Annotated in this window: 7 protein-coding genes; 2 read left to right on the top strand and 5 right to left on the bottom strand. The window is 68.7% G+C overall.

The genetic code is table 11. The features are described from left to right. Nucleotides 1-68: 68 nt before the first annotated feature. Both WMF46_RS08610 and WMF46_RS08605 read right to left on the bottom strand, forming a co-directional pair. On the bottom strand, nt 69-3,005 hold the full coding sequence (locus tag WMF46_RS08610; protein ID WP_437985179.1) for a right-handed parallel beta-helix repeat-containing protein: 2,937 nt from the start codon (nt 3,003-3,005) through the stop codon (nt 69-71). A 686-nt stretch (nt 3,006-3,691) separates the two neighbouring features. Continuing rightward, complete coding sequence (locus tag WMF46_RS08605) at nt 3,692-6,310, bottom strand: right-handed parallel beta-helix repeat-containing protein (RefSeq protein ID WP_437985178.1); 2,619 nt, start codon at nt 6,308-6,310, stop codon at nt 3,692-3,694. A 1,495-nt stretch (nt 6,311-7,805) separates the two neighbouring features. Between WMF46_RS08605 and WMF46_RS08600 the strand changes: the two genes are divergently transcribed. Beyond that, nucleotides 7,806-8,276: a hypothetical protein gene (locus WMF46_RS08600; RefSeq protein ID WP_437985177.1), complete on the top strand. Its 471-nt coding sequence runs from the start codon at nt 7,806-7,808 to the stop codon at nt 8,274-8,276. 445 nt (nt 8,277-8,721) lie between these two features. Here WMF46_RS08600 and WMF46_RS08595 read toward each other — a convergent pair whose 3' ends face one another. The 3 genes from WMF46_RS08595 to WMF46_RS08585 form a co-directional block, all read right to left on the bottom strand. Next, nucleotides 8,722-8,976, bottom strand: a complete 255-nt coding sequence (locus WMF46_RS08595) for a hypothetical protein (protein ID WP_437985176.1) — start codon at nt 8,974-8,976, stop codon at nt 8,722-8,724. Nucleotides 8,977-9,181: 205 nt separating this feature from the next. After that, nucleotides 9,182-11,524, bottom strand: a complete 2,343-nt coding sequence (locus WMF46_RS08590; protein ID WP_437985175.1) for a right-handed parallel beta-helix repeat-containing protein — start codon at nt 11,522-11,524, stop codon at nt 9,182-9,184. A gap of 519 nt (nt 11,525-12,043) precedes the next feature. Then, entirely contained in the window at nt 12,044-15,154 is a 3,111-nt protein-coding gene (locus WMF46_RS08585) for a right-handed parallel beta-helix repeat-containing protein (RefSeq protein WP_437985174.1), read from the bottom strand. Nucleotides 15,155-15,884: 730 nt separating this feature from the next. On the opposite strand from WMF46_RS08585, the gene WMF46_RS08580 reads away from it, so the two are divergent. Then, complete coding sequence (locus WMF46_RS08580) at nt 15,885-19,946, top strand: AAA family ATPase (protein ID WP_437985173.1); 4,062 nt, start codon at nt 15,885-15,887, stop codon at nt 19,944-19,946. Nucleotides 19,947-20,081: the final 135 nt, after the last annotated feature.

Genomic DNA, 20,081 nt, shown 5'->3' with positions numbered 1-20,081 from the left:
CTCCTCGCTGGAGAGCCGCGCCGGACGGCGGCGCGCGCCCGGGCCAGGCACAGCGGCGCGCCGTGGCGTCAAGGCCGCGGGGGCAGCTCCGGGAAGGGCGGGGGCTCCAGGTTGGCACGCTCCACCTGGCAGCGGTCGTCCGTCTTGGCGCAGTCCTTGGGGTCGGCGCCGAGGCGGGTGCACTGCCAGCCGCTGCTGCCTTCGAAGGAGGCGGGGAGACCATTGGAGGTCGCACCGTTGAGATCGAAGGCGTTGCAGGTGAGGATCGTGTCGAGAATCGTGACGTCGGAGCCGAAATTTGCCACCCCGGCGCGGGCGTTGTCGGTGATGGAGGCGTTTTGGATCGTGGCCGTGCCGTTCTGTATCGCAATCCCGTCCCCAAAGGCGTTGTTGTCATCTGCCTTCGTGGTGCGCACGATGGTGGCATCGATCGTCGCGTCCGAGCCAAAAACAGACACGCCCACGTCGTGGTTCTGCTCAACGAGGCTGGCGCGGACGGTCACGCTCGTGCGCCCGCCTATGACAGAGGTACGCCCGACGGCGATACCATATCCGCCCGTCCCATCTGCGCTCGGCTGGGTGGCGCGGACCACGGTCGCCTCGATCGTCGCGTCCGAGCCAAAGACAACCACGCCCCCCGCATGGTTCTGCTCAACGAGGCTGGCGCGGACGGTCACGCTCGCGCGCTCGCCTGTGTCAGAGCTACTCCCGACGACGATACCATTTCCGAACGTCCCATCTGCGCTCGGCTGGGTGGCGCGGACCACGGTCGCCTCGATCGTCGCGTCCGAGCCTTCGACCACCATGCCCTCGAAGTGGTTCTGCTCGACGACGCTGGCGCGGATGGTCACACGCGCGCGCTCGCCTGTGTCGGGGTGATCGTGGATGCCGATACCCAATCCTGCCGTCCCCTCTGCGCTCGGCTGGGTGGTGCGGACCACGGTCGCCTCGATCGTCGCGTCCGAGCCAACGACCGACACGCCCTCGAAGTGGTTCTGCTCGACGACGCTGGCGCGGACGGTCACGCTCGCGCGCTCGCCTGTGTCGCGGGTACTCGCGACGGCGATACCATTTCCGCCCGTCCCATCTGCGCTCGGCTGGGTGGCGCGGACCACGGTCGCCTCGATCGTCGCGTCCGAGCCAGCGACCAACACGCCCGTCCAATGGTTCTGCTCCACGAGGCAGGCGCGGACGGTCACGCTCGCGCGCTCGCCTGTGTCAGAGTCGTCCTGGACGCCGATACCCAATCCTCCCGTCCCATCTGCGCTCGGCTGGGTGGCGCGAACCACGGTCGCCTCGATCGTCGCGTCCGAGCTAAAGACATACACGCCCACGTCGTGGTTCTGCTCCACGAGGCTGGCGCGGACGGTCACGCTCGCGCGCTCGCCTGTGTCAGGGTCATCAAGGACGTCGACACCCTTCGTCCCATCTGCGCTCGGCTGGGTGGCGCGGACCACGGTCGCCTCGATCGTCGCGTCCGAGCCAAAGACCAACACGCCCACGTGGTGGTTCTGCTCCACGAGGCTGGCGCGAACGCTCACGCTCGCGCGCTCGCCTGTGTCAGAGTCATCCTGGATCTCGATACCGCTTCCTCCCGTCCCATCTGCGCTCGGCTGCGTGGCGCGGACCACGGTGGATTCGATCGTCGCGTCCGAGCCAATGACCAACACGCCCACGTGGTGGTTCTGCTCCACGAGGCTGGCGCGGACGGTCATGCTCGCGCGCTCGCCTGTGTCAGGGCTACTCCCGACGTCGATACCCCATCCTCCCATCCCATCTGCGCTCGGCTGCGTGGCGCGGACCACGGTGGCCTCGATCGTCGCGTCCGAGCCAAAGACATACACGCCCACCGAATGGTTCTGCTCAACGAGGCTGGCGCGGACAGTCACGCTCGCGCGCTCGCCTGAGTCAGTGGCACTCGCGACGGCGATGCCCAATCCGAGCTCCCCATCTGCGCTCTGCTGGGTGGCACGGACCACGGTGGATTCGATCGTCGCGTCCGAGCCTTCGACAAACACGCCTACCACACGGTTCTGCTCAACAAGGGAGCCTCGCAACACCATGCTCGTCCGGCCATGCGTCGCCTTTGCGGCAGCGATCCCCAGAAACCCTGTGCCGTGCACCCATACCTGCTCGATCGTGACGTCGCGCGCACCCGATACGCCCAGTCCGGCACCCTCACCGGTCACGGCAAGGCTTCGGATCTCGGTCCCTGTCGCGGCGTTTCCGTCCACCAAAATGGCTATGGAACTCGGGTCCGTCCCTCGGATCTCCACCAGCGCAGGACATCGTCCCCACAGGCGCACCGCCTTGTCCCGGATCGCCACGTTTTCGGCATAGGAGCCGTCCGTCACCGCGACGATGGCACCGTCCACCGCTTCGTCGATCCCCCCCTGGATCGTCGTCCACGGCTTCGTCCTCGTCCCGTCGCTGTCGCCGCCTGCATAGGCCTGGTTGACGAACTGCGTGTTCGCCTCGACCCGAATGTCGCCCCACGGCCCATCGCCGCAGGGGGCCACCTCGCGGCAGCTCGTTTCCCCGGGGATGGCCATCTGCCCCTCGGGACACTCCTCTTCCGGGAGGATCGCCTCGCAGCCGCCGTTGCCATCGCTGGCGAACCCCTCTCCGCACGCCTCAGGCGGCACCCCGGCCGGCTGGCATTCGCCGCTCTCCAGCGCTAGCTCACCCGGCGGACACGCCATGTCCGGCGGAAGCCCCGCCGGCTGACACGCGCCCGTCTCCAGCGCGAGCTCGCCCGGCGGGCACGCCATGTCTGGTGGAAGCCCCGCCGGCTGACACGCGCCCGTCTCCAGCGCGAGTTCCCCCGGGCCGCACGGCTTCCGCTCGCAGGTCCCATCCTTCCGCGCCACCTCGCCGGGTGGGCATGCCTTCGCGCCCGCGTCCACCTGATCATCACAGCCCATCACCACCAGCGTGGTGACCAGCGCCCACGTCCACGCCACCGCGAGGGACCATCGGGCGATCCGTTGCCGAAACCTGACCATACGAAGCACGCTCCTTTCGATTCGCCGGACACAGCCTAGCCGCCGGCGATCTCGTGCACGCGCACGAGCTGGCCACACGCTGATTCTCCCAGCGAGCGACGGGCACCGGTCGACCGCGCTCGGGCACGGATCGTACCAAGCTCACGGGGCTACCATTTCCTCCATACCTCGCGCGCAGCCACGATTCCGCGTCGATCCTCCGACGGCCGGAGACGGCCACGGCCGGCCGCCTGCCGGCCGGGGGATGCCAGCGTGGTATCGAGGTCGTCTCGAGGAGCCGGCCCTCCCAGGCGGCGACTTGAGCCAGCTCTCACCTCCGCCATCGAGCAGAGCAGCCGGCCGAGCTTATCGGCGTGCGGCGCAAGCGCAACCCCGGACGTTCCCACAGGCATTCCCGCGCGTGGACCGCTCCCCGGAGCCGCTCACCGTTCCGCATCATGGCTCGCGGCATCGGCGAGCAGCGCGCGGCACGCCTCGGCATTCTGGCAGAGCTACCCCTCGCGGAAGTACGCACCGGCTGCGGTTGTCGCCGCCGAGTGAGCGCGACGGCGCTCTCGGTGGACCCCGGCGCTGCATGCCAGGCGCGGGAGCACCGAGAGCAGCCCGGGCTGCGCGCTGCCTCCTCCCTGGAGAGCCGCGCCGGACGGCGGCGCGTGCCCCGGGCCATGCACAGCGGCGCCATGGCGTCAAGGCTGCGGGAGCAGCCCCACCGGGGGCGGGGGCTCCAGGTTGGCAGTCTCCACATGGCAGCGGTCGTCCGTCTCGGCGCAGTCCTCGGTGTCGAGGCGGGTGCACTGCCAGCCGCTGCTGCCTTCGAAGGAGGCGGGGAGACCTTTGACGGTCTCGCCGTTGAGCTCGAAGCCGTTGCAGGTGAGGACCGTGGCGAGAATCGTAACCTTGGAGCCGAAATTGGCGACCCCGGCGCGGGCGTTATCGGTAATCGTGGCGTTCTGGATCGTGGCCGTGCCGTTCACTATCGCAATTCCATCCCCAAAGATGTTGTTGTCGCCTGCCTTCGTGGTGCGCACGATGGTGGCCTCGATCCTCGCGTCCGAGCCATTGACGGTCACGCCCACCTCATGGTTCTGCTCAACGAGGCTGGCACGGACGGTCATGCTCGCGCGCTCGCCTGAGTCAGCGCTACTCCCGACGACGATGCCGTGCCCTCCAGTCCTATCTGCGCTCGGCTGGGTGGCGCGGACCACGGTCGCCTCGATCGTCGCGTCCGAGTCAGCGACGATCACGCCCACCTCATGGTTCTGCTCAACGAGGCTGGCGCGGACGGTCACGCTCCCGCGCTCGCCTGTGTCAGCGCTACTCGCGACCATGATACCCCACCCGAACCCATCTGCGACCGGCTGGGTGGCGCGGACCACGGTGGCCGCGATCGTCGCGTCCGAGCCGATGACAACCACGCCCGCCTCATGGTTCTGCTCAACGAGGCAGGCGCGGACGGTCGCGCTCCCGCGCTCGCCTGTGTCATAGTTATCGTGGACGCCGATACCATCTCCTGACCTCCCATCTGCGCTCGGCTGGGTGGCACGGACCACGGTCGCCTCGATCGTCGCGTCCGAGCCGATGACGTACACGCCCGTCGCATGGTTCTGCTCCACGAGGCTGGCGCGGACGGTCACGCTCCCGCGCTCGCCAGTGTCATCGTTATCCTGGACGCCGATACCATATCCTCCCGTCCCATCTGGGCTCGGTTGGGTGGCGCGGACCACGCTGGCATCGATCGTCGCATCCGAACCAAGGACCGACACGCCCTCGTAATGGTTCTGCTCCACGAGGCTAGCGCGGACGGTCACGCTCGCGCGCTCGCCTGTGTCATCGTTATCTTGGACGAAGATACCATATCCCGTCCCATCTGCGCTCGGTTGGGTGGCGCGGACCACGCTGGCCTCGATCGTCGCGTCCGAGCCATTGACCGACACGCCCATCCGATGGTTCTGCTCAACAAGGCTGGCGCGGACGGTCACGCTCGCGCGCTCGCCTGTGTCAGGGCTACTCCCGACGTCGATACCCCATCCTAACGTCCCCTCTGCGCTCAGCTGGGTGGCGCGGACCACGGTCGCCTCGATCGTCGCGTCCGAGCCACCGACCGACACGCCCACCTTATGGTTCTGCTCGACGAGGCTGGCGCGGACGGTCACGCTCGCGCGCTCGCCTGTATCAGGGCTACTCCCGACGTCGATACCCCATCCTCCCGTCCCATTTGCGCTCGGCTGGGTGGCGCGGACCACGGTCGCCTCGATCGTCGCGTCCGAACCTGCGACCAGCACGCCCACCGCATGGTTCTGCTCCACGAGGCTAGCGCGGACGGTCACGCTCGCACGCTCGCCTGTGTCAGGGTCATCCTGGACGACGATGCCCAATCCGAGCTCCCCATCTGCGCTCGGCTGGGTGGCACGGACCACCGTAGATTCGATCGTCGCGTCCGAGCCACCGACGAACACGCCTCTGTCATGGTTCTGCTCAACGAGGCTGGCACGGACGGTCACGCTCGCGCGCTCGCCTGTGTCGACGTCACCCCGGACCTCGATACCCCATCCGAACTCCCCATCTGCGCTCGGCTGGGTGGCGCGGACCACGGTCGCCTCGATCGTCGCGTCCGAGCCTTCGACGAGCACGCCTGTGTCATGGTTCTGCTCAACGACGCAAGCTCGGACGGTCACGCTCGCGCGCTCGCCTGTTTCACTGTCATCCCGGACGACGATGCCCACTCCGAGCTCCCCATCTGCGCTCTGCTGGGTGGCGCGGACCACGGTGGATTCGATCGTCGCGTCCGAGCCAGCGACGAACACGCTTGCGACACGGTTCTGTTCAATGAGGGAGCCCCGCAACACCATGCTCGTCCGGCCACGCGTCGCCTTTTGGGCATTGATCCCCCAAGCTCCTGTTCCGTGCACCCACATCTGCTCGATAGTGACGTCGCGCGCACCCGATACGCCCAGTCCGGCACCCTCACCGGTCACGGCAAGGCTTCGGATCTCGGTCCCCGTCGCAGCGTCTCCGCGCACCAGAAAGGCCATGGCATTCGGGTCTGTCCCTCGGATCTCCACCAACCCAGGACATCGTCCCCACAGGCGCACCGCCTTGCCCTTGATCTCCACGTATTCGGCATAGGAGCCGTCCGTCACCGCGACGATGGCACCGTCCACCGCGTTGTCGATCCCTCTCTGGATCGTCGTCCACGGCTTCGTCCTCGTCCCGTCGCTGTCGCCGCCTGCATAGGCCTGGTCGACGAACTGCGTGTTCGCCTCGACCGGAATGTCGCCCCACGGCCCATCGCCGCAGGGCGCCACCTCACGGCAGCTCGTTTCCCCGGGGATGGCCATCTGCCCCTCGGGACACTCCTCTTGCGGCAGGATCGCCGCGCAGCCGCCGTTGCCATCGCTGGCGAACCCCGTTCCACACGCCTCAGGCGGCACCCCGGCCGGCTGGCATTCGCCGCTCTCCAGCGCTAGCTCACCCGGCGGACACGCCATGTCCGGCGGAAGCCCCGCCGGCTGACACGCGCCCGTCTCCAGCGCGAGCTCGCCTGGCGGGCACGCCATGTCTGGTGGAAGCCCCGCCGGCTGACACGCGCCCGTCTCCAGCGCGAGTTCCCCCGGGCCGCACGGCTTCCGCTCGCAGGTCCCATCCTCCCGCGCCACCTCGCCGGGTGGGCATGCCTTCGCGCCCGCGTCCACCTGATCATCACAGCCCATCACCACCAGCGTGGTGACCAGCGCCCACGTCCACGCCACCGCGAGGGACCATCGGACGATCCGTTGCCGAAACCTGACCATACGAAGCACGCTCCTTTCGATTTGCCGGCCACAGCGCGGCTGCCGACGATCTCGTACACGCGCACGGCCTGGCCACGCGCTGATTCTCCCAGCGAGCGACGGGCGCCGGTCGACCGCGCTCGGGCACGGATCGTACCAAGCTCACGGGGCTACCATTTCCTCACCGCCGCTTCCTTGCGAAAAGGCTGCGGTACGCGCGCTGCAGCGCCTCCTCGTCGATGAGGTGCGCCAGCGCGAGGAGGACCCCTTCCGCGTCTCCCGGAAGCTGATCTTTTCGTGGCTGGTACGCTGCGGCTCGCCCGCTCGCGCCACCTCCGGCCAGGAACCCAGGGGTCGGCCCGTCCAAATTCACGCGGTTTCCAAGGAGCGTCGACACTCGCCTCCACCCGCACGATGTACCGACTGCTCGCGGCGTCCGGCGCGAGCAGCGAGCGACGCGCGCAGCGTGGGCCGATGAAGCATGCCCAGCCGACGCTCACCGCCACGGCCCCCCAACCCTACCGCAACCGGACGACCGGAGGGCGCAGGCTGACGTGTCAGCGGCGCAGGCTGACGTGTCAGCCGCTTCGCCCGACACGTCAGGATCTCGATCCGCAGCGTGGTGACCTGGCATGTTCGCTGCAATTGCTCTCCGTCGGAGCGCGCCGCCGTATCGCACCGCGAAGAGACCATCGAGCGGTTCGACCGGATCGAGCGGCGCATGTGAAGACCGGCGCAAAGGAGCGCTCGGCGCAGGCACGGGAACGAAGGCTCGCCCGTAGCACGATGAAGGAGACGTATGAACGCGACTCTCACACGAAAGCCCGCTGCTCGGCCGTATCAACGAAGCGTCGTTATTGCGCTCGGCGCCCTGGGAGCGACGATGCTCCCTGCGCCTTCGCGCGCACAGACCGCGCCCGCGGCGGCGGCGATCTCGCCTCCGCCCGGCGCTGCGGCAGGAGCTGCTCCACGGACGAATGCGCCGGAGGAGAGCGCAGAGACCCGGCGGAGGCAGCGAGCTCGCTTCAGCGTGGGGCGTTTCTTCGTCGAGTCGCTGGTCGGAGGCGCCGTGGGCGCGGCCGCTGGCTACGGTGCCTACAGGGGCATTTGCGACGACGAGCCGTGCGTCGGGGGCGCCCTTGCCGGCATGGGGGCCAACTTCGCCCTCACGCCGCTCGCTGTGTTTGGCCTGGGGCGGGCGATGGGAGGGCACGGCGGCATCGGGGCGGCGTATTGGGGCGAGGTGATCCCGTTCGGCGTGACGAGCCCTCTCATGGCCAGCAGCGCGGGGCTGTCCTTCGCGATCGCCTCCACGCTCATGCCCTTCACGAGCGCGCTGTTCTTCGAGCTCTCCTCGAACGGGTGGGCGGCAGAACCCACGGTCCTCCCGAAGAGCGGCGCGCTGCCGACCCCTGTGCTCCTGAACGTCGCGGTGTCGCCGCTCGCCGACAGGAGGGGCTCGCTCGGCGGCGGCACCTTCACGATCGTCGGCCAGTTCTGACAGGTTGAACAGCGCTGGGCCTCCGGGGGCCGGCCAACAAGAGCTCTTCACGCTCACCGGGGGGCGCTCCGGACGAGCAGAGGACAGCGAAGATGACTGGGCGACGCGGCGTGAAGGGACTGGCGGGTGTCGCCGAGCGGATCTTTGCTGGTGTGTGATTTTGTGGCGTGACTGAAGGCGTAGCTCGGAGGAATAGATGAAAATGAAGCGAGCGGCGGCCATGGCGATGTTGGCGCTGACCGTGACGACGCTGTTAACGGCGTGTGGGGATGATTGCGAGACACGAATGCAAGGATCTCGTGAGTGACTCTACGACTTTGTCGAGCAACGACCGGGAGTACGGACATTGCATCTCGTGCTACTCGGACGGAACGTGTGAGACGGTGCTCACCGCCGACAATGGGAGGAGTTCTCCCGATGCGAGGACGGGCCCGGAAAGTCGTGCCTAGAACAGGTCGTTGACGCCAAGTTTGCCTATTGCGAAATCGACTAGAGCTTCGATCGCATGGTTCGCGGATTGTCTTCGTAGGCGTACAGGACGCCGCTCCACCGCCCTCTGACGCAGATCGCGTCCGAGACCGTGGTCCGCATCGCCGACGGCGAGCACGAGGTCGCGCGTCATGCTCGCTGTTACGACCACGGTCGCCCTGTCGAAGACGAGCGCCACATCGATGATCTCGTCCTCGACGAGGTGGGACATCTCGCCTCCGACAGAAAAAAAACGCTGATCTTCTCTTCCAGATCGTGAGTCGCAGGTACGAGAAAAGAGCCTCGTGCTCACGACCAGCCTCCAAGCCGAAGAAGTAGCCCGGGAACAGCCCGGCCGAGCGGCGGCCGGGCTGTTCGAATTTCCGCGGTTTGTCAGGTCCGGCAACATCCCTGGCGAGCCGCGCCACGCCATGGCGTCAAGGCTGAGGGGGCGGCTCCAGCGGGGGCGGGGGCTCCAGGTTGGTAATCTCCACATAGCAGCGGTCGTCGGTCTCGGCGCAGTCCTCGGCGCCGCGGCGGGTGCACTGCCAGCCGCTGCTGCCGTCGAAGGAGGCGGGGAGACCATTGAAGGTCTCGCCGTTGAGGTCGAAGGCGTTGCAGGTGAGGATCGTGTCGAGAATTGTGATCTTGGAGCCCCGATTGACGACCCCGGCGCGGGCGTTATCGGTGATCGTGGCGTTTTGGACCGTGGCCGTGCCGTTCTCTATCGTAATCCCATCCCCAAAGTTATCGTCGTCACGTGCCTTCGTGGTGCGCACGATGGTGGCATCGATCGTCGCGTCCGAGCCAGAGACGAACACGCCCGTCTCATGGTTCTGCTCCACGAGGCTGGCGCGAACCCTCACGCTCGCAGGCTCGCCTGTGTCACGGTCAGCCTCAACGTTGATGCCCTGCCCTCCCCCATCTGCATTCGGCTGGGTGGCGCGGACCACGCTGGCCTCGATCGTCGCGTCCGAGCCATGGACAAACACGCCCGTCCCATGGTTCTGCTCCACGAGGCTGGCGCGGACGGTCACGCTCGCGCGCTCGCCTCTGTCAGGGCTCTTCTGGACGTGGATGCCTCGCCCGAGGTTCCCATCTGCTCTCGGCTGGGTGGCGCGGACCACGCTGGCCTCGATCGTCGCGTCCGAGCCAATGACAGCCACTCCCGCTTCATGGTTCTGCTCCACGAGGCTGGCGCGGACGGTCACGCTCCCGCGCTCGCCTGTGTCAGGGTCCTCCTGGACGACGATACCCCTTCCCAACGTCCCATCTGCGCTCGGCTGGGTGGCGCGGACCACGGTGGCCTCGATCGTCGCGTCCGAGCCAATGACAGCCACGCCCGCATCATGGTTCTGCTCCACGAGGCTGGCGCGGACGGTCACGCTCCCGCGCTCGCCTGTGTCAGGGTCATCGTGGATGACGATACCCCAAGCTCCCGTCCCATCCGCGTTCAGCGGGGTGCCACGGACCACGGTCGATTCGATCGTCGCTTCCGAGCCAATGACAGCCACACCCGCATCATGGTTCTGCTCCACGAGGCTGGCGCGGACGGTCACGCTCGCGCGCTCGCCTGGGTCAGGGTCATCCTGGACGACGATACCCCTTCCTCCCGTCCCATCTGCGCTCGGCTGGGTGGCGCGGACCACGGTGGCCTCGATCGTCGCGTCCGAGCCCCCGACGAACACGCCCGCGTCATGGTTCTGCTCGACGACGCAGGCTCGGACGCTCACGCTCGCGCGCTCGCCTGTGTCAGGGTCATCCTGGACGCCGATGCCCCACCCCGACTCTCCATCTGCGCTCGGCTGAGTGGCGCGGACCACGGTCGATTCGATCGTCGCGTCCGAATTTTCGACAAACACGCCCGCGACACGGTTCTGCTCAATGAGGGAGCCCCGCAACACCATGCTCGTCCGGCCGCGCGTCGCCTTTTGGGCATTGATCCCCCAAGACCCTGTGCCGTGCACCCACACCTGCTCGATCGTGACGTCGCGCGCACCCGATACACCCAGTCCGGCGCCCTCACCGGTCACGGCAAGGCCTCGGATCTCGGTCCCCGTCGCGGCGTCTCCGTCCACCAGAATGGCCGCGGCGCTCGGGTTCGTCCCTCGGATCTCTACCAGCGCAGGACATCGTCCCCACAGGCGCACCGCCTTGCCCGCGATCTCCACGTCTTCGGCATAGGAGCCGTCCGTCACCGCGACGATGGCACCGTCCACCGCTTCGTCGATCCCCCTCTGGATCGTCGTCCACGGCTTCGTCCTCGTCCCGTCGCTGTCGCCGCCTGCATAGGCCTGGTCGACGAACTGCGTGGTCGCCTCGACCGCAATGTCGCCCCACGGCCCATCGCCGCAGGGGGCCACCTCACGGCAGCTCGTTTCCCCGGGGATGGCCATCTGCCCCTCGGGACACTCCTCTTGCGGCAGGATCGCCGCGCAGCCGCCGTTGCCATCGCCGGCGAACCCCTCTCCGCACGCCTCAGGCGGCACCCCGGCCGGCTGGCATTCCCCGCTCTCCAGCGCTAGCTCGCCCGGCGGACACGCCATGTCCGCCGGAAGCCCCGCCGGCTGACACACGCCCGTCTCCAGCGTGTTCTCCCCTGGGCCGCACGGCTTCCGCTCGCAGGTCCCATCCTCCCGCGCCACCTCGCCGGGTGGGCATGCCTTCGCGCCCGCGTCCACCTGATCATCACAGCCCATCACCACCTGCGTGGTGACGAGCGCCCACGTCCACGCCACCGCGAGGGGCCATCGGGCGATCCGTTGCCGAAACCTGACCATACGAAGAACGCTCCTTTCGATTCGCCGGACACAGCCCGGCCGACGGCCGTCTCGTGCGCGCGCACGGGCAGGCCACGCGCTGATTCTCCCAGCGAGCGACTGGTGCCGGCCAACCGCGCTCAAGCACGGATCGTACCAAGCCCACGGGGGCTACCATTTCCTCCATACCTCGCGCGCCGCCAATTCCGCGTCGATCCACCGACGCCCGGAGACGGCCGCGGCCGGCCGGCCAGGGAATGCCAGCGTGGTCCAGCGTGGAATCGAGGTCGCCTCGGGGAGCCGGCCTTCCCCCGGGCGACGACTCGAGCCAACTGTTCGCGGCATCGGGGAGGAGCACGCGGCACGCCTCAGCCTTCTGGCGGAGCTCCCCCTCGCGGAAGTGCGCACCGGCTGCGGTTGTCGCCGCCGACTGAGCGATGCGACGCTCTCGGCGACCCCGGCGCTGCAGGCCAGGCGCGGGAGCACCGACAGCAGCCCCGGCTGCGCGCCACCCGCTCCCTGGCTAGCCGAGCCATGGCGTCAGGGCCGCGGGGGCGGCTCCACCGGGGGCGGGGGCTCCAGGTTGGCAGTCTTCACATGGCAGCCGTCCTCGGTCTCGGCGCAGTCCTCCGCACCGCGGGGGGTGCACCGCCAGCCGCTGCTGCCGTCGAAGGAGGCGGGGCGACCATTGAAGGTCTCGCCGTTGAGATCGAAGGCGTTGCAGGTGAGGATCGTAGCGAAAATCGTAACCTCGGATCCGAAATTGGCGACCCCGGCGCGGTCGCTATCGGTAATCGTGGCATTTTGGATCGTGACCGTGCCGTTTTTTATCGCAATCCCATCGCCAAAGGTGCCGTCGTCGCGTTCCTTCGTCGTGCGCACGATGGTGGCATCGATCGTCGCGTCCGCGCCAGAGACCGACACGCCCACCTCATGGTTCTGCTCGACGAGGCTGGCGCGGATGGTCGCGCTCGTCTGCTCGCCTATGTCAGGGCTACTCACGACGGCGATACCCCGTCCTCCCATCCCATCTGCGCTCGGCTGGGTGGCGCGGACCACGGTGCCCTCGATTGTCGCGTCCGAGCCTTCGACAAACACGCCCAGGAAGTGGTTCTGCTCAACGAGGCTGGCGCGGACGGTCACGCTCGCGCGCTCACCTGTGTCAGGGCTACTCGCGACGCTGATACCCCACCCGGTATACCCATACGCGTCCGGCTGGGTGGCGCGGACCACAGTGGCCTCGATCGTCGCGTCCGAGCCAGCGACGTCCACGCCCATCTGATGGTTCTGCTCGACGAGGCTGGCGCGGACGGTCACGCTCCCGCGCTCGCCTGTGTCAGGGTTATCCTGGACAACGATACCCGATCCTCCCTTCCCGTCTGCCTTCGGCTGGGTGGTGCGGACGATGGTGGATTCGATCGTCGCATCCGAGCCAGCGACGGCCACGCCCGTCCCATGGTTCTGCTCCACGAGGCTGGCGCGAACGGTCACGCTCCCGCGCTCGCCTGTGTTATGGTCATTCAGGACGATAATGCCTTGTCCTCCCGTCCCATCTGCGCTCGGCTGGGTGGCGCGGACCACAGTGGATTCGATCGTCGCCTCCGAGCCATAGACCTCCACGCCCGTCTCATGGTTCTGCTCAACGAGGCTGGCGCGAACGGTCACGCTCCCGCGCTCGCCTGTGTCAGGGCTACTCGCGACGAGGATCCCCATTGCTCCCGTCCCATCTGCGCTCGGCTGGGTGGCGCGAACCACGGTGGCCTCGATCGTCGCGTCCGAGCCAGAGACGTCCACGCCCGTCTCATGGTTCTGCTCCACGAGGCTGGCACGAACGGTCAAGCTCCCGCGCTCGCCCGTGTCAGGGTCATCCTGGACCCAGATACCCCATCCTCCCATCCACTCTGCGCTCGGCTGGGTGGCGCGGACCACGCTGGCCTCGATCGTCGCGTCCGAGCCTTCGACATCCACGCCCACATCATGGTTCTGCTCCACGAGGCTGGCATGGACGGTCACGCTCCCGCGCTCGCCTGTGTCAGGGTCATCCTGGACCTCGATACCCCATCCTCCCATCCCATCTGCCCTCGGCTGGGTGGCGCGGACCACGCTGGCCTCGATCGTCGCGTCCGAGCCAAGAACATACACGCCCGCCTGATGGTTCTGCTCAACGAGGCTGGCACGGACGGTCACGCTCCCGCGCTCGCCTGTGTCGACGCTGCCCAGGACGCCGATACCCAATCCCCACGTCCCATCTGCGTGCGGCTGGGTGGCGCGGACCACGCTGGCCTCGATCGTCGCGTCCGAGCCGATTACGAGCACGCCCACCTCATGGTTCTGCTCAACGAGGCAGGCGCGGACGGTCACGCTCCCGCGCTCGCCTGTGTCATCGTCATCCAGGACGCTGATGCCTCGCCCTCCCCACCCATCTGCGCTCGGCTGGGTAGCGCGGACCACGCTGGCCTCGATCGTCACGTCCGAGCCAAGAACAGACACGCCCACGTCATGGTTCTGCTCGACGACGCAGGCGCGGACGATCGCGCTCGCGCGCGCTCCTCTGCCACGGGCGTCCCGGACGACGATACCCCATCCGAGCTCCCCATCTGCGTTGGGCTGATTGGCGCGGACCACGGTGGATTCGATCGTCGCGTCCGAGCCAAAGACAAGCACGCCTGCGGCACGGCTCTGCTCAACGAGGGAGCCCCGCAGCGCCATGCTCGTCCCGCCACTTGTCGCCTTATCGGCAGCGATCCCAAGGTCCCCCGTGTCATGCACCCACACCTGCTCGATCGTGACGTCGTGCGCACCCCACACGCGCAGTCCGGCGCCCTCACCGGTCACGGCAAGGCGTCGTATCTCGGTCTCCGTCGCGGCGTCTCCGATCACCAGAACGGCGTCGGCACTCCGGTCCCTCCCTCGGATCTCCACCAACCCAGGACATCGTCCCCACAGGCGCACCGCCTTGCCCCGGATCTCCACGTCTTCGGCATAGGAGCCGTCCGTCACCGCGACGATGGCACCGTCCACCGCTTCATCGATCCCCCTCTGGATCGTCGTCCAAGGCTTCATCCGCGTCCCGTCGCTGTCGCCGCCCGCGTAGGCCTGGTCGACGAACTGCGTGTTCGCCTCGACCGCAATGTCGCCCCACGGCCCATCGCCGCAGGGGGCCACCTCACGGCAGCTCGTTTCCCCGGGGATGGCCATCTGCCCCTCGGGACACTCCTCTTGCGGCAGGATCGCCGCGCAGCCGCCGTTGCCATCGCTGGCGAACCCCTCTCCGCACGCCTCAGGCGGCACCCCGGCCGGCTGGCATTCCCCGCTCTCCAGCGCTAGCTCGCCCGGCGGACACGCCATGTCCGCCGGAAGCCCCGCCGGCTGACACGCTCCCGTCTCCAGCGCTAGCTCGCCCGGCGGGCACGCCATGTCCGCCGGAAGCCCCGCCGGCTGACACGCGCCCGTCTCCAGCGTGATCTCCCCTGAACCGCACGGCTTCCGCTCGCAGCTCCCATCCTCCCGCGTCACCTCGCCGGGCGCGCATCCCTTCGTGCCCGGGTCCACCTGCTCACCACACCCCATCACCACCAGCGTGGTGACGAGCGCCCACGTCCACGCCACCGCGAGGGGCCATCGGACGATCCGTTTCCCAAAGCTCACCATACGAAGCACGTTCCTTTCGATTCGCCGGCCACAGCCCGGCCGCCGGCGCTCTCGTGCACGCGCACGGGCCGACCACGCGCAGATTCTCCCAGCGAGCGACGGGCGCTGGTCGACCACGCTCACGCACGGATCGTACCAAGCCCACGGGGGCTACCCTATCCTCACGACCTCGCGCGCCGCCACGATTCCGCGTCGATCCACCGACGGCCGGAGACCGCCGCGGCCGGCCGCCGGTCGGCCGGGGGATGCCAGCGTGGTCCAGCATGGTATCAAGGCCGCTTGGGGAGCCGGCCGCCCCAGGCGACGACTTGAGCCAGCTCTCACCTCCTCCATCGAGCAGAGCAACCGGCCGAGCTTATCTCCAGCGGCGCGAGCTCTGGAAAAGTTGACCCGGAGGGTAATCGCCCGCCGGTCTCGCGAATAGTAGCTGCTCTCACGAGCTGCCGAGTGCTGCCCGTCCAGGGCCCCGCGACTGGCCACCAGCCGCGTCGCGGGCATGCTGGTCCGTGTGACCCCTTTGGCGTTTCCTACCCCTCGCTCGTGAGACCTCTGAGCCCTGACGCGCTACCCACGAAGACAGGAGCACGGCGGGAACGCGCAGCGTCGGCGGAGGAGGCGTAGGCGTTCGTTCCGGGCGCGTTCCGCGTAAAAAGCAAGCGAGCGCAACGACGGGGCGCGCCAGAAGCTGGACTGGATCCGCTCCGGCCTCCTGTGCAATGATGTCTCGTTCATGACACGCCCGGCCACGATCCTCTTCCTCGGCGCGAACCCGTCGGACACGACGCGCCTCGCGCTCGACCAGGAGATGCGTGAAATCGACAAGCGCCTGCGCGCGTCCGCCGGCCGGGACACATTCAGGGTCGAGCAGGCCTGGTCCGTCCGCGCGGCGGACCTGCAAGAGAGTCTGCTCCGCTATCGCCCGACCATCGTTCACTTCTGCGGCCACGGGAGCCCCGCCGGAGAGCTGCTCTTCGAGGACGAGCAGGGCCTCTCGAAACCCATGCCGACGGCCGCCCTCGCGCAGCTGTTCGGCATTCTCGGCCGAAAGATTCGCTGCGTGGTGCTCAACGCCTGTTACTCCGAGGTCCAGGCGATAACCATCTCCGAACACATCGATTGCGTCATTGGTATGACGACGGCTGTGGGTGACAAATCGGCCATCGCGTTCGCGGGCGCGTTTTATCAGGCGCTCGGCTACGGCGAGGATATCGAGACAGCGTTTTATCTCGGCCGCCTTCAGGTTGACCTGACCGGCCTGTCCGACGCAGACGCGCTGAAGCTCCGCGTCCGACCTGGCGTCCAGGCGGGGAAGACCTGGCTGGTCAAGTCCAATGACGAGCCGCCGCCGACCTTCCCTCCTGCGGGGGGAGAGGGCGGCCGTCATGGCGGAGCGATTCACGACGCGTCGCAGATCCATCCAGCAGATCCCGCGAGTCAGAGCATCGCCGGTTGCCCTTCACCGGATGCCCGCCTGGCTTCGCGTTTGAGCGACGTGGTGACAAGCAAAACCTCGTCCCCCGGCCGCCCGCTTCAGCGCAAAGGCGAGAACCGCGTCTGCACGGTGATGATCGTCGACATCTCCGTCGTCGCACTCTCGACGCGGCTCGATCCGAGCGAGGTACGAGACCTCCTCGATCGTTGTCATCGCGCGATCGCAGAGCCGATCGAGGCGCTCGGGGGGTACGTGAACCGGCTCGGCGGCAACGCCGCGATCGGCGTGTTCGGTGCGCGCTCGGCGAGCGAGAGCGACGCGGAGCGGGCGGTCCTCGCCGCGAGCCAGCTCCCGGCCGCGCTCGCCCAAATCCGGATGCCCAAGGGGGCGCGCGGGAGTCGGCCGTCGGCTCGCATCGGGATCAGCACCGGACGCGTCTTCGCCGAGGTGACCGCCGGAGCTGCGGCCGGCGGCCTCAACGTGATCGGCGAGCCGGTCATCGAGGCCGGCGCGCTCCAGCAGGCTGCGGCGCTGGGCACGATCGTGATCGACCGCGATACCCGCCGGCTGATCGCCTGGCGCTTCAGCGTCGAGCCCCTGCCGCCGGTGGCGGTGGCCGGTCAGCACGAGCGCATCCCGGCCTTCCGGGTCATCGGACCGTTGCCCTTTCAGCACGGCTTGTCGCCGAAGGACTTCCATGGGCTCGACACCAAGCTCTTCGGTCGCGGCGTCGAGCTGCAGCGCCTGCTCGACCTGCTCGAGAGCGTGGCCCAGGAGCGGCGCGCGACGCACGTCACGTTGGTCGGCCCCCCGGGCATCGGACGGAGCCGGATGCTTACCGAGCTCATCTCGACCCTCGCGCGCCAGGAGCATTTTTTTGTCCGCAGCGCCGCGCAGGGTGCCGCGCTGGCGGTGGACACGAGCTACGGTCTCGTCACCGCGCTTCTCCGCGATCCCTTCGGAATACCGGAGGGCGCACCGCTGGAGGAGATCCTCCACCGGCTCCGGCGCGGCGTGCGCTGGTTGCGCCTCCGCATCGCGCGCGCCGGCGGCGGCGCTGCTCAGCCTCCGTCGTCGAGCCTGCTCGGGACGACGCGCGACGACCCCTCCGCCAGACAGGATCTCGACGACGCGTTGATCCATATCGCCGGCTTCCTCGACACGCGCAAAGCCTCGCCCGCCTCAGGCGGCGCCACGTCACCGGACGAGGACGGCTCCCAGATGAAACACCGGCTCGCCGCAGCGCTGGCGTGCCTCGTCCGCTTCGCTGCGTCGCTCGCTCCCGTGGTGGTCCTTTGCGATGACGCGCACTGGGTGGACGACGCGAGCCTCGACCTCCTCGACGATCTCGTCTTGCGCGCCGAGGACTTGCCGGTTCTGGTCGTGTGCACCGCGCGCCCGGATCTCTACGAGCGCCGCCCCCACTGGGGCGAGGGAAAGGCGACGCACCGGCGCGTGGATCTGGCGCCGCTCGAGCACCGGCACGCCGAAGCGATGGTCCGCGATCGCCTCCGGCGCGTGCGCGATCTCTCTTCGGAGTTCGTGCGGACCGTGGCGCAGCGCGCCGACGGCAACCCGTTCATCCTCGACGAGACGCTGCGTTTTCTGGTGGACGACGGCGTGATCGAGGTGCCGGCGGACGGAGGCGCGTGGCTCGTACGCGAGCGTGACCTCGAGGCCCTGGCGCTCCCGGCCACGGTCCAGGGGATCGTGCAGGCGCGGCTGGATCGGCTCGATCGACCGGCGCACGCATTGATCGAGCGCGCCGCCGTGGTGGGCAAGACGTTCTGGGAGGGCGCCGTCGACGAGCTGCGCCGGGCGTCCCCTCCGCTCGCACCGGAGCCGAAGACCGCTGAGATCATCGCCGCTCTCCGCAAAGCGCAACTGGTGCAGGTACGCGAGACGACAACGCTCCTGGGCGAACGTGAGCGAATCTTTGCCGAATCAGCCACGCGGGAGGTGGCGTACGAGATGCTCCCGATCCAGGAGCGTCGCCCGCTGCATCGAATCGTCGCTCGGTGGTTGAGAGAGCGCGCCCCGGACGCCGCCCATGCCGCCATGCTCGCGCGGCACCACGATCTCGGCGGCGACGCGCTGGCTGCGGCGGAAGCCTATGGCCGGGCCGCCGCCCACGCGAGCGCGCTCGGGCTGCACGCGGAGGCGCTGCGCCACATCCTCCGTGCGTGCGAGCTCCACGACGAGCTGCGGGAAGAGGCCGGGAGCGGCCAGGACACGTCCAAAGTCCCCTGGCAGGACCGGATTCGCTTCCGGCTCGATCTCGGCGACGTGCAGCGCCTGCTCGGGCGGCTCGACGAGGCCGAAGCGTCCTACGGAGAGGCCCGCTGCGACATTCCCGCGGCCGATTCCGAGGCTCCCTCGTGGGAGGCACGCACGGACTTCCGCCTGTCGCTCACGTTCAAGCTGCGGGGAGAGACCGCCAAGGCGCGGGTGCTGGTGGAGCGCGCCATTGCCATTGCGAAGAAGGAGGAGAGCGCGATGGCCGGCGAGCTCCCGGCGATGTACGCGCTTCTCGCCTTCTTGCACCGCCGCGAGCGCAACCACGCCGCGAGCTGGCAGGCTGGCCTCGAAGGCCTGCGGGCCTGTCAAACGATCCGGCGGCAGGGCGATCGCTCTCTACAGGCTGAAGCGCGCGCGCTGCTCGGCCTGGCGCCGGTGCTCTTTTCGCGCCGGCGGTGGGTTGCCGCCGAACGCACGTACCGCCAGGCAGCGCGGCTCGCTACCCAGGCGGACGATCTCGACCTGCTGGGGCGCGCGCTCAACGGCGTCGCTGCCGTGCTCGCGCGAGGTGACTACGCACGCGGGGATTACGCACGCGCGCGCGCCACCTACCTCGAGTCGTTGCGAGTCAAAGAGAAGGCCGGGGATCTGCACCAGATCGCGGTCGCCTACAGCAACGTGGCCGAGGTCGAGCTCGAGATGAACGAGCACGCGGCGGCGTTCGAGCACGCGCGCCGCGCCGTACGCCTCGCCGAGCAGATCCACGCCGAGTCCGATCTCGCCGAGATGTACAGGAACCTGGGTGCGGCAGCGCTCGGGCTGCGCAAGGTCGACGCGGCGATGGACGCGTGCCTCAACGCGGTCCGCATCGCAGAGCGCGCGGGGCGGGTCTACCTGGACGGCACGGTGGAGACGCTGGCAAGGGTCTGCGCGCGCGCCGCCGAGACCGCGCCCGAGGGCGCGCCGCTGCGGGCGCGGGCGACGGAGATCCAGGCCGCGCTCGCGGCCATAGTGGAGCAGGGCTTCGTCGACGACGCCCTGCGCGAGCGCATCCTGGCCTTGCTGACGGTGGTCGAGCCGTTCCTCGTGGGGCACCAGGTCGGGCCGGCTAGCCCAGCGTGACCCGCTGACGGTTCTGGGCCGCGGTTGCACGCCGCCGGAGTCCACCGTGATCCGGGGCACCGTGAGCTCCCCCGGCGTCACCGAGCCCGAGCTGGCCCGTAGCACCCGGGCCGGCTTTGGGATTATGCTCTCTTC

Source organism: Sorangium sp. So ce117, from assembly GCF_051524395.1.
Lineage (GTDB): Bacteria > Myxococcota_A > Polyangia > Polyangiales > Polyangiaceae > Sorangium > Sorangium cellulosum_B.
The sequence above is the reverse complement of the archived record's forward strand: the minus strand, read 5'-3'. Positions and strand labels throughout refer to the sequence as shown.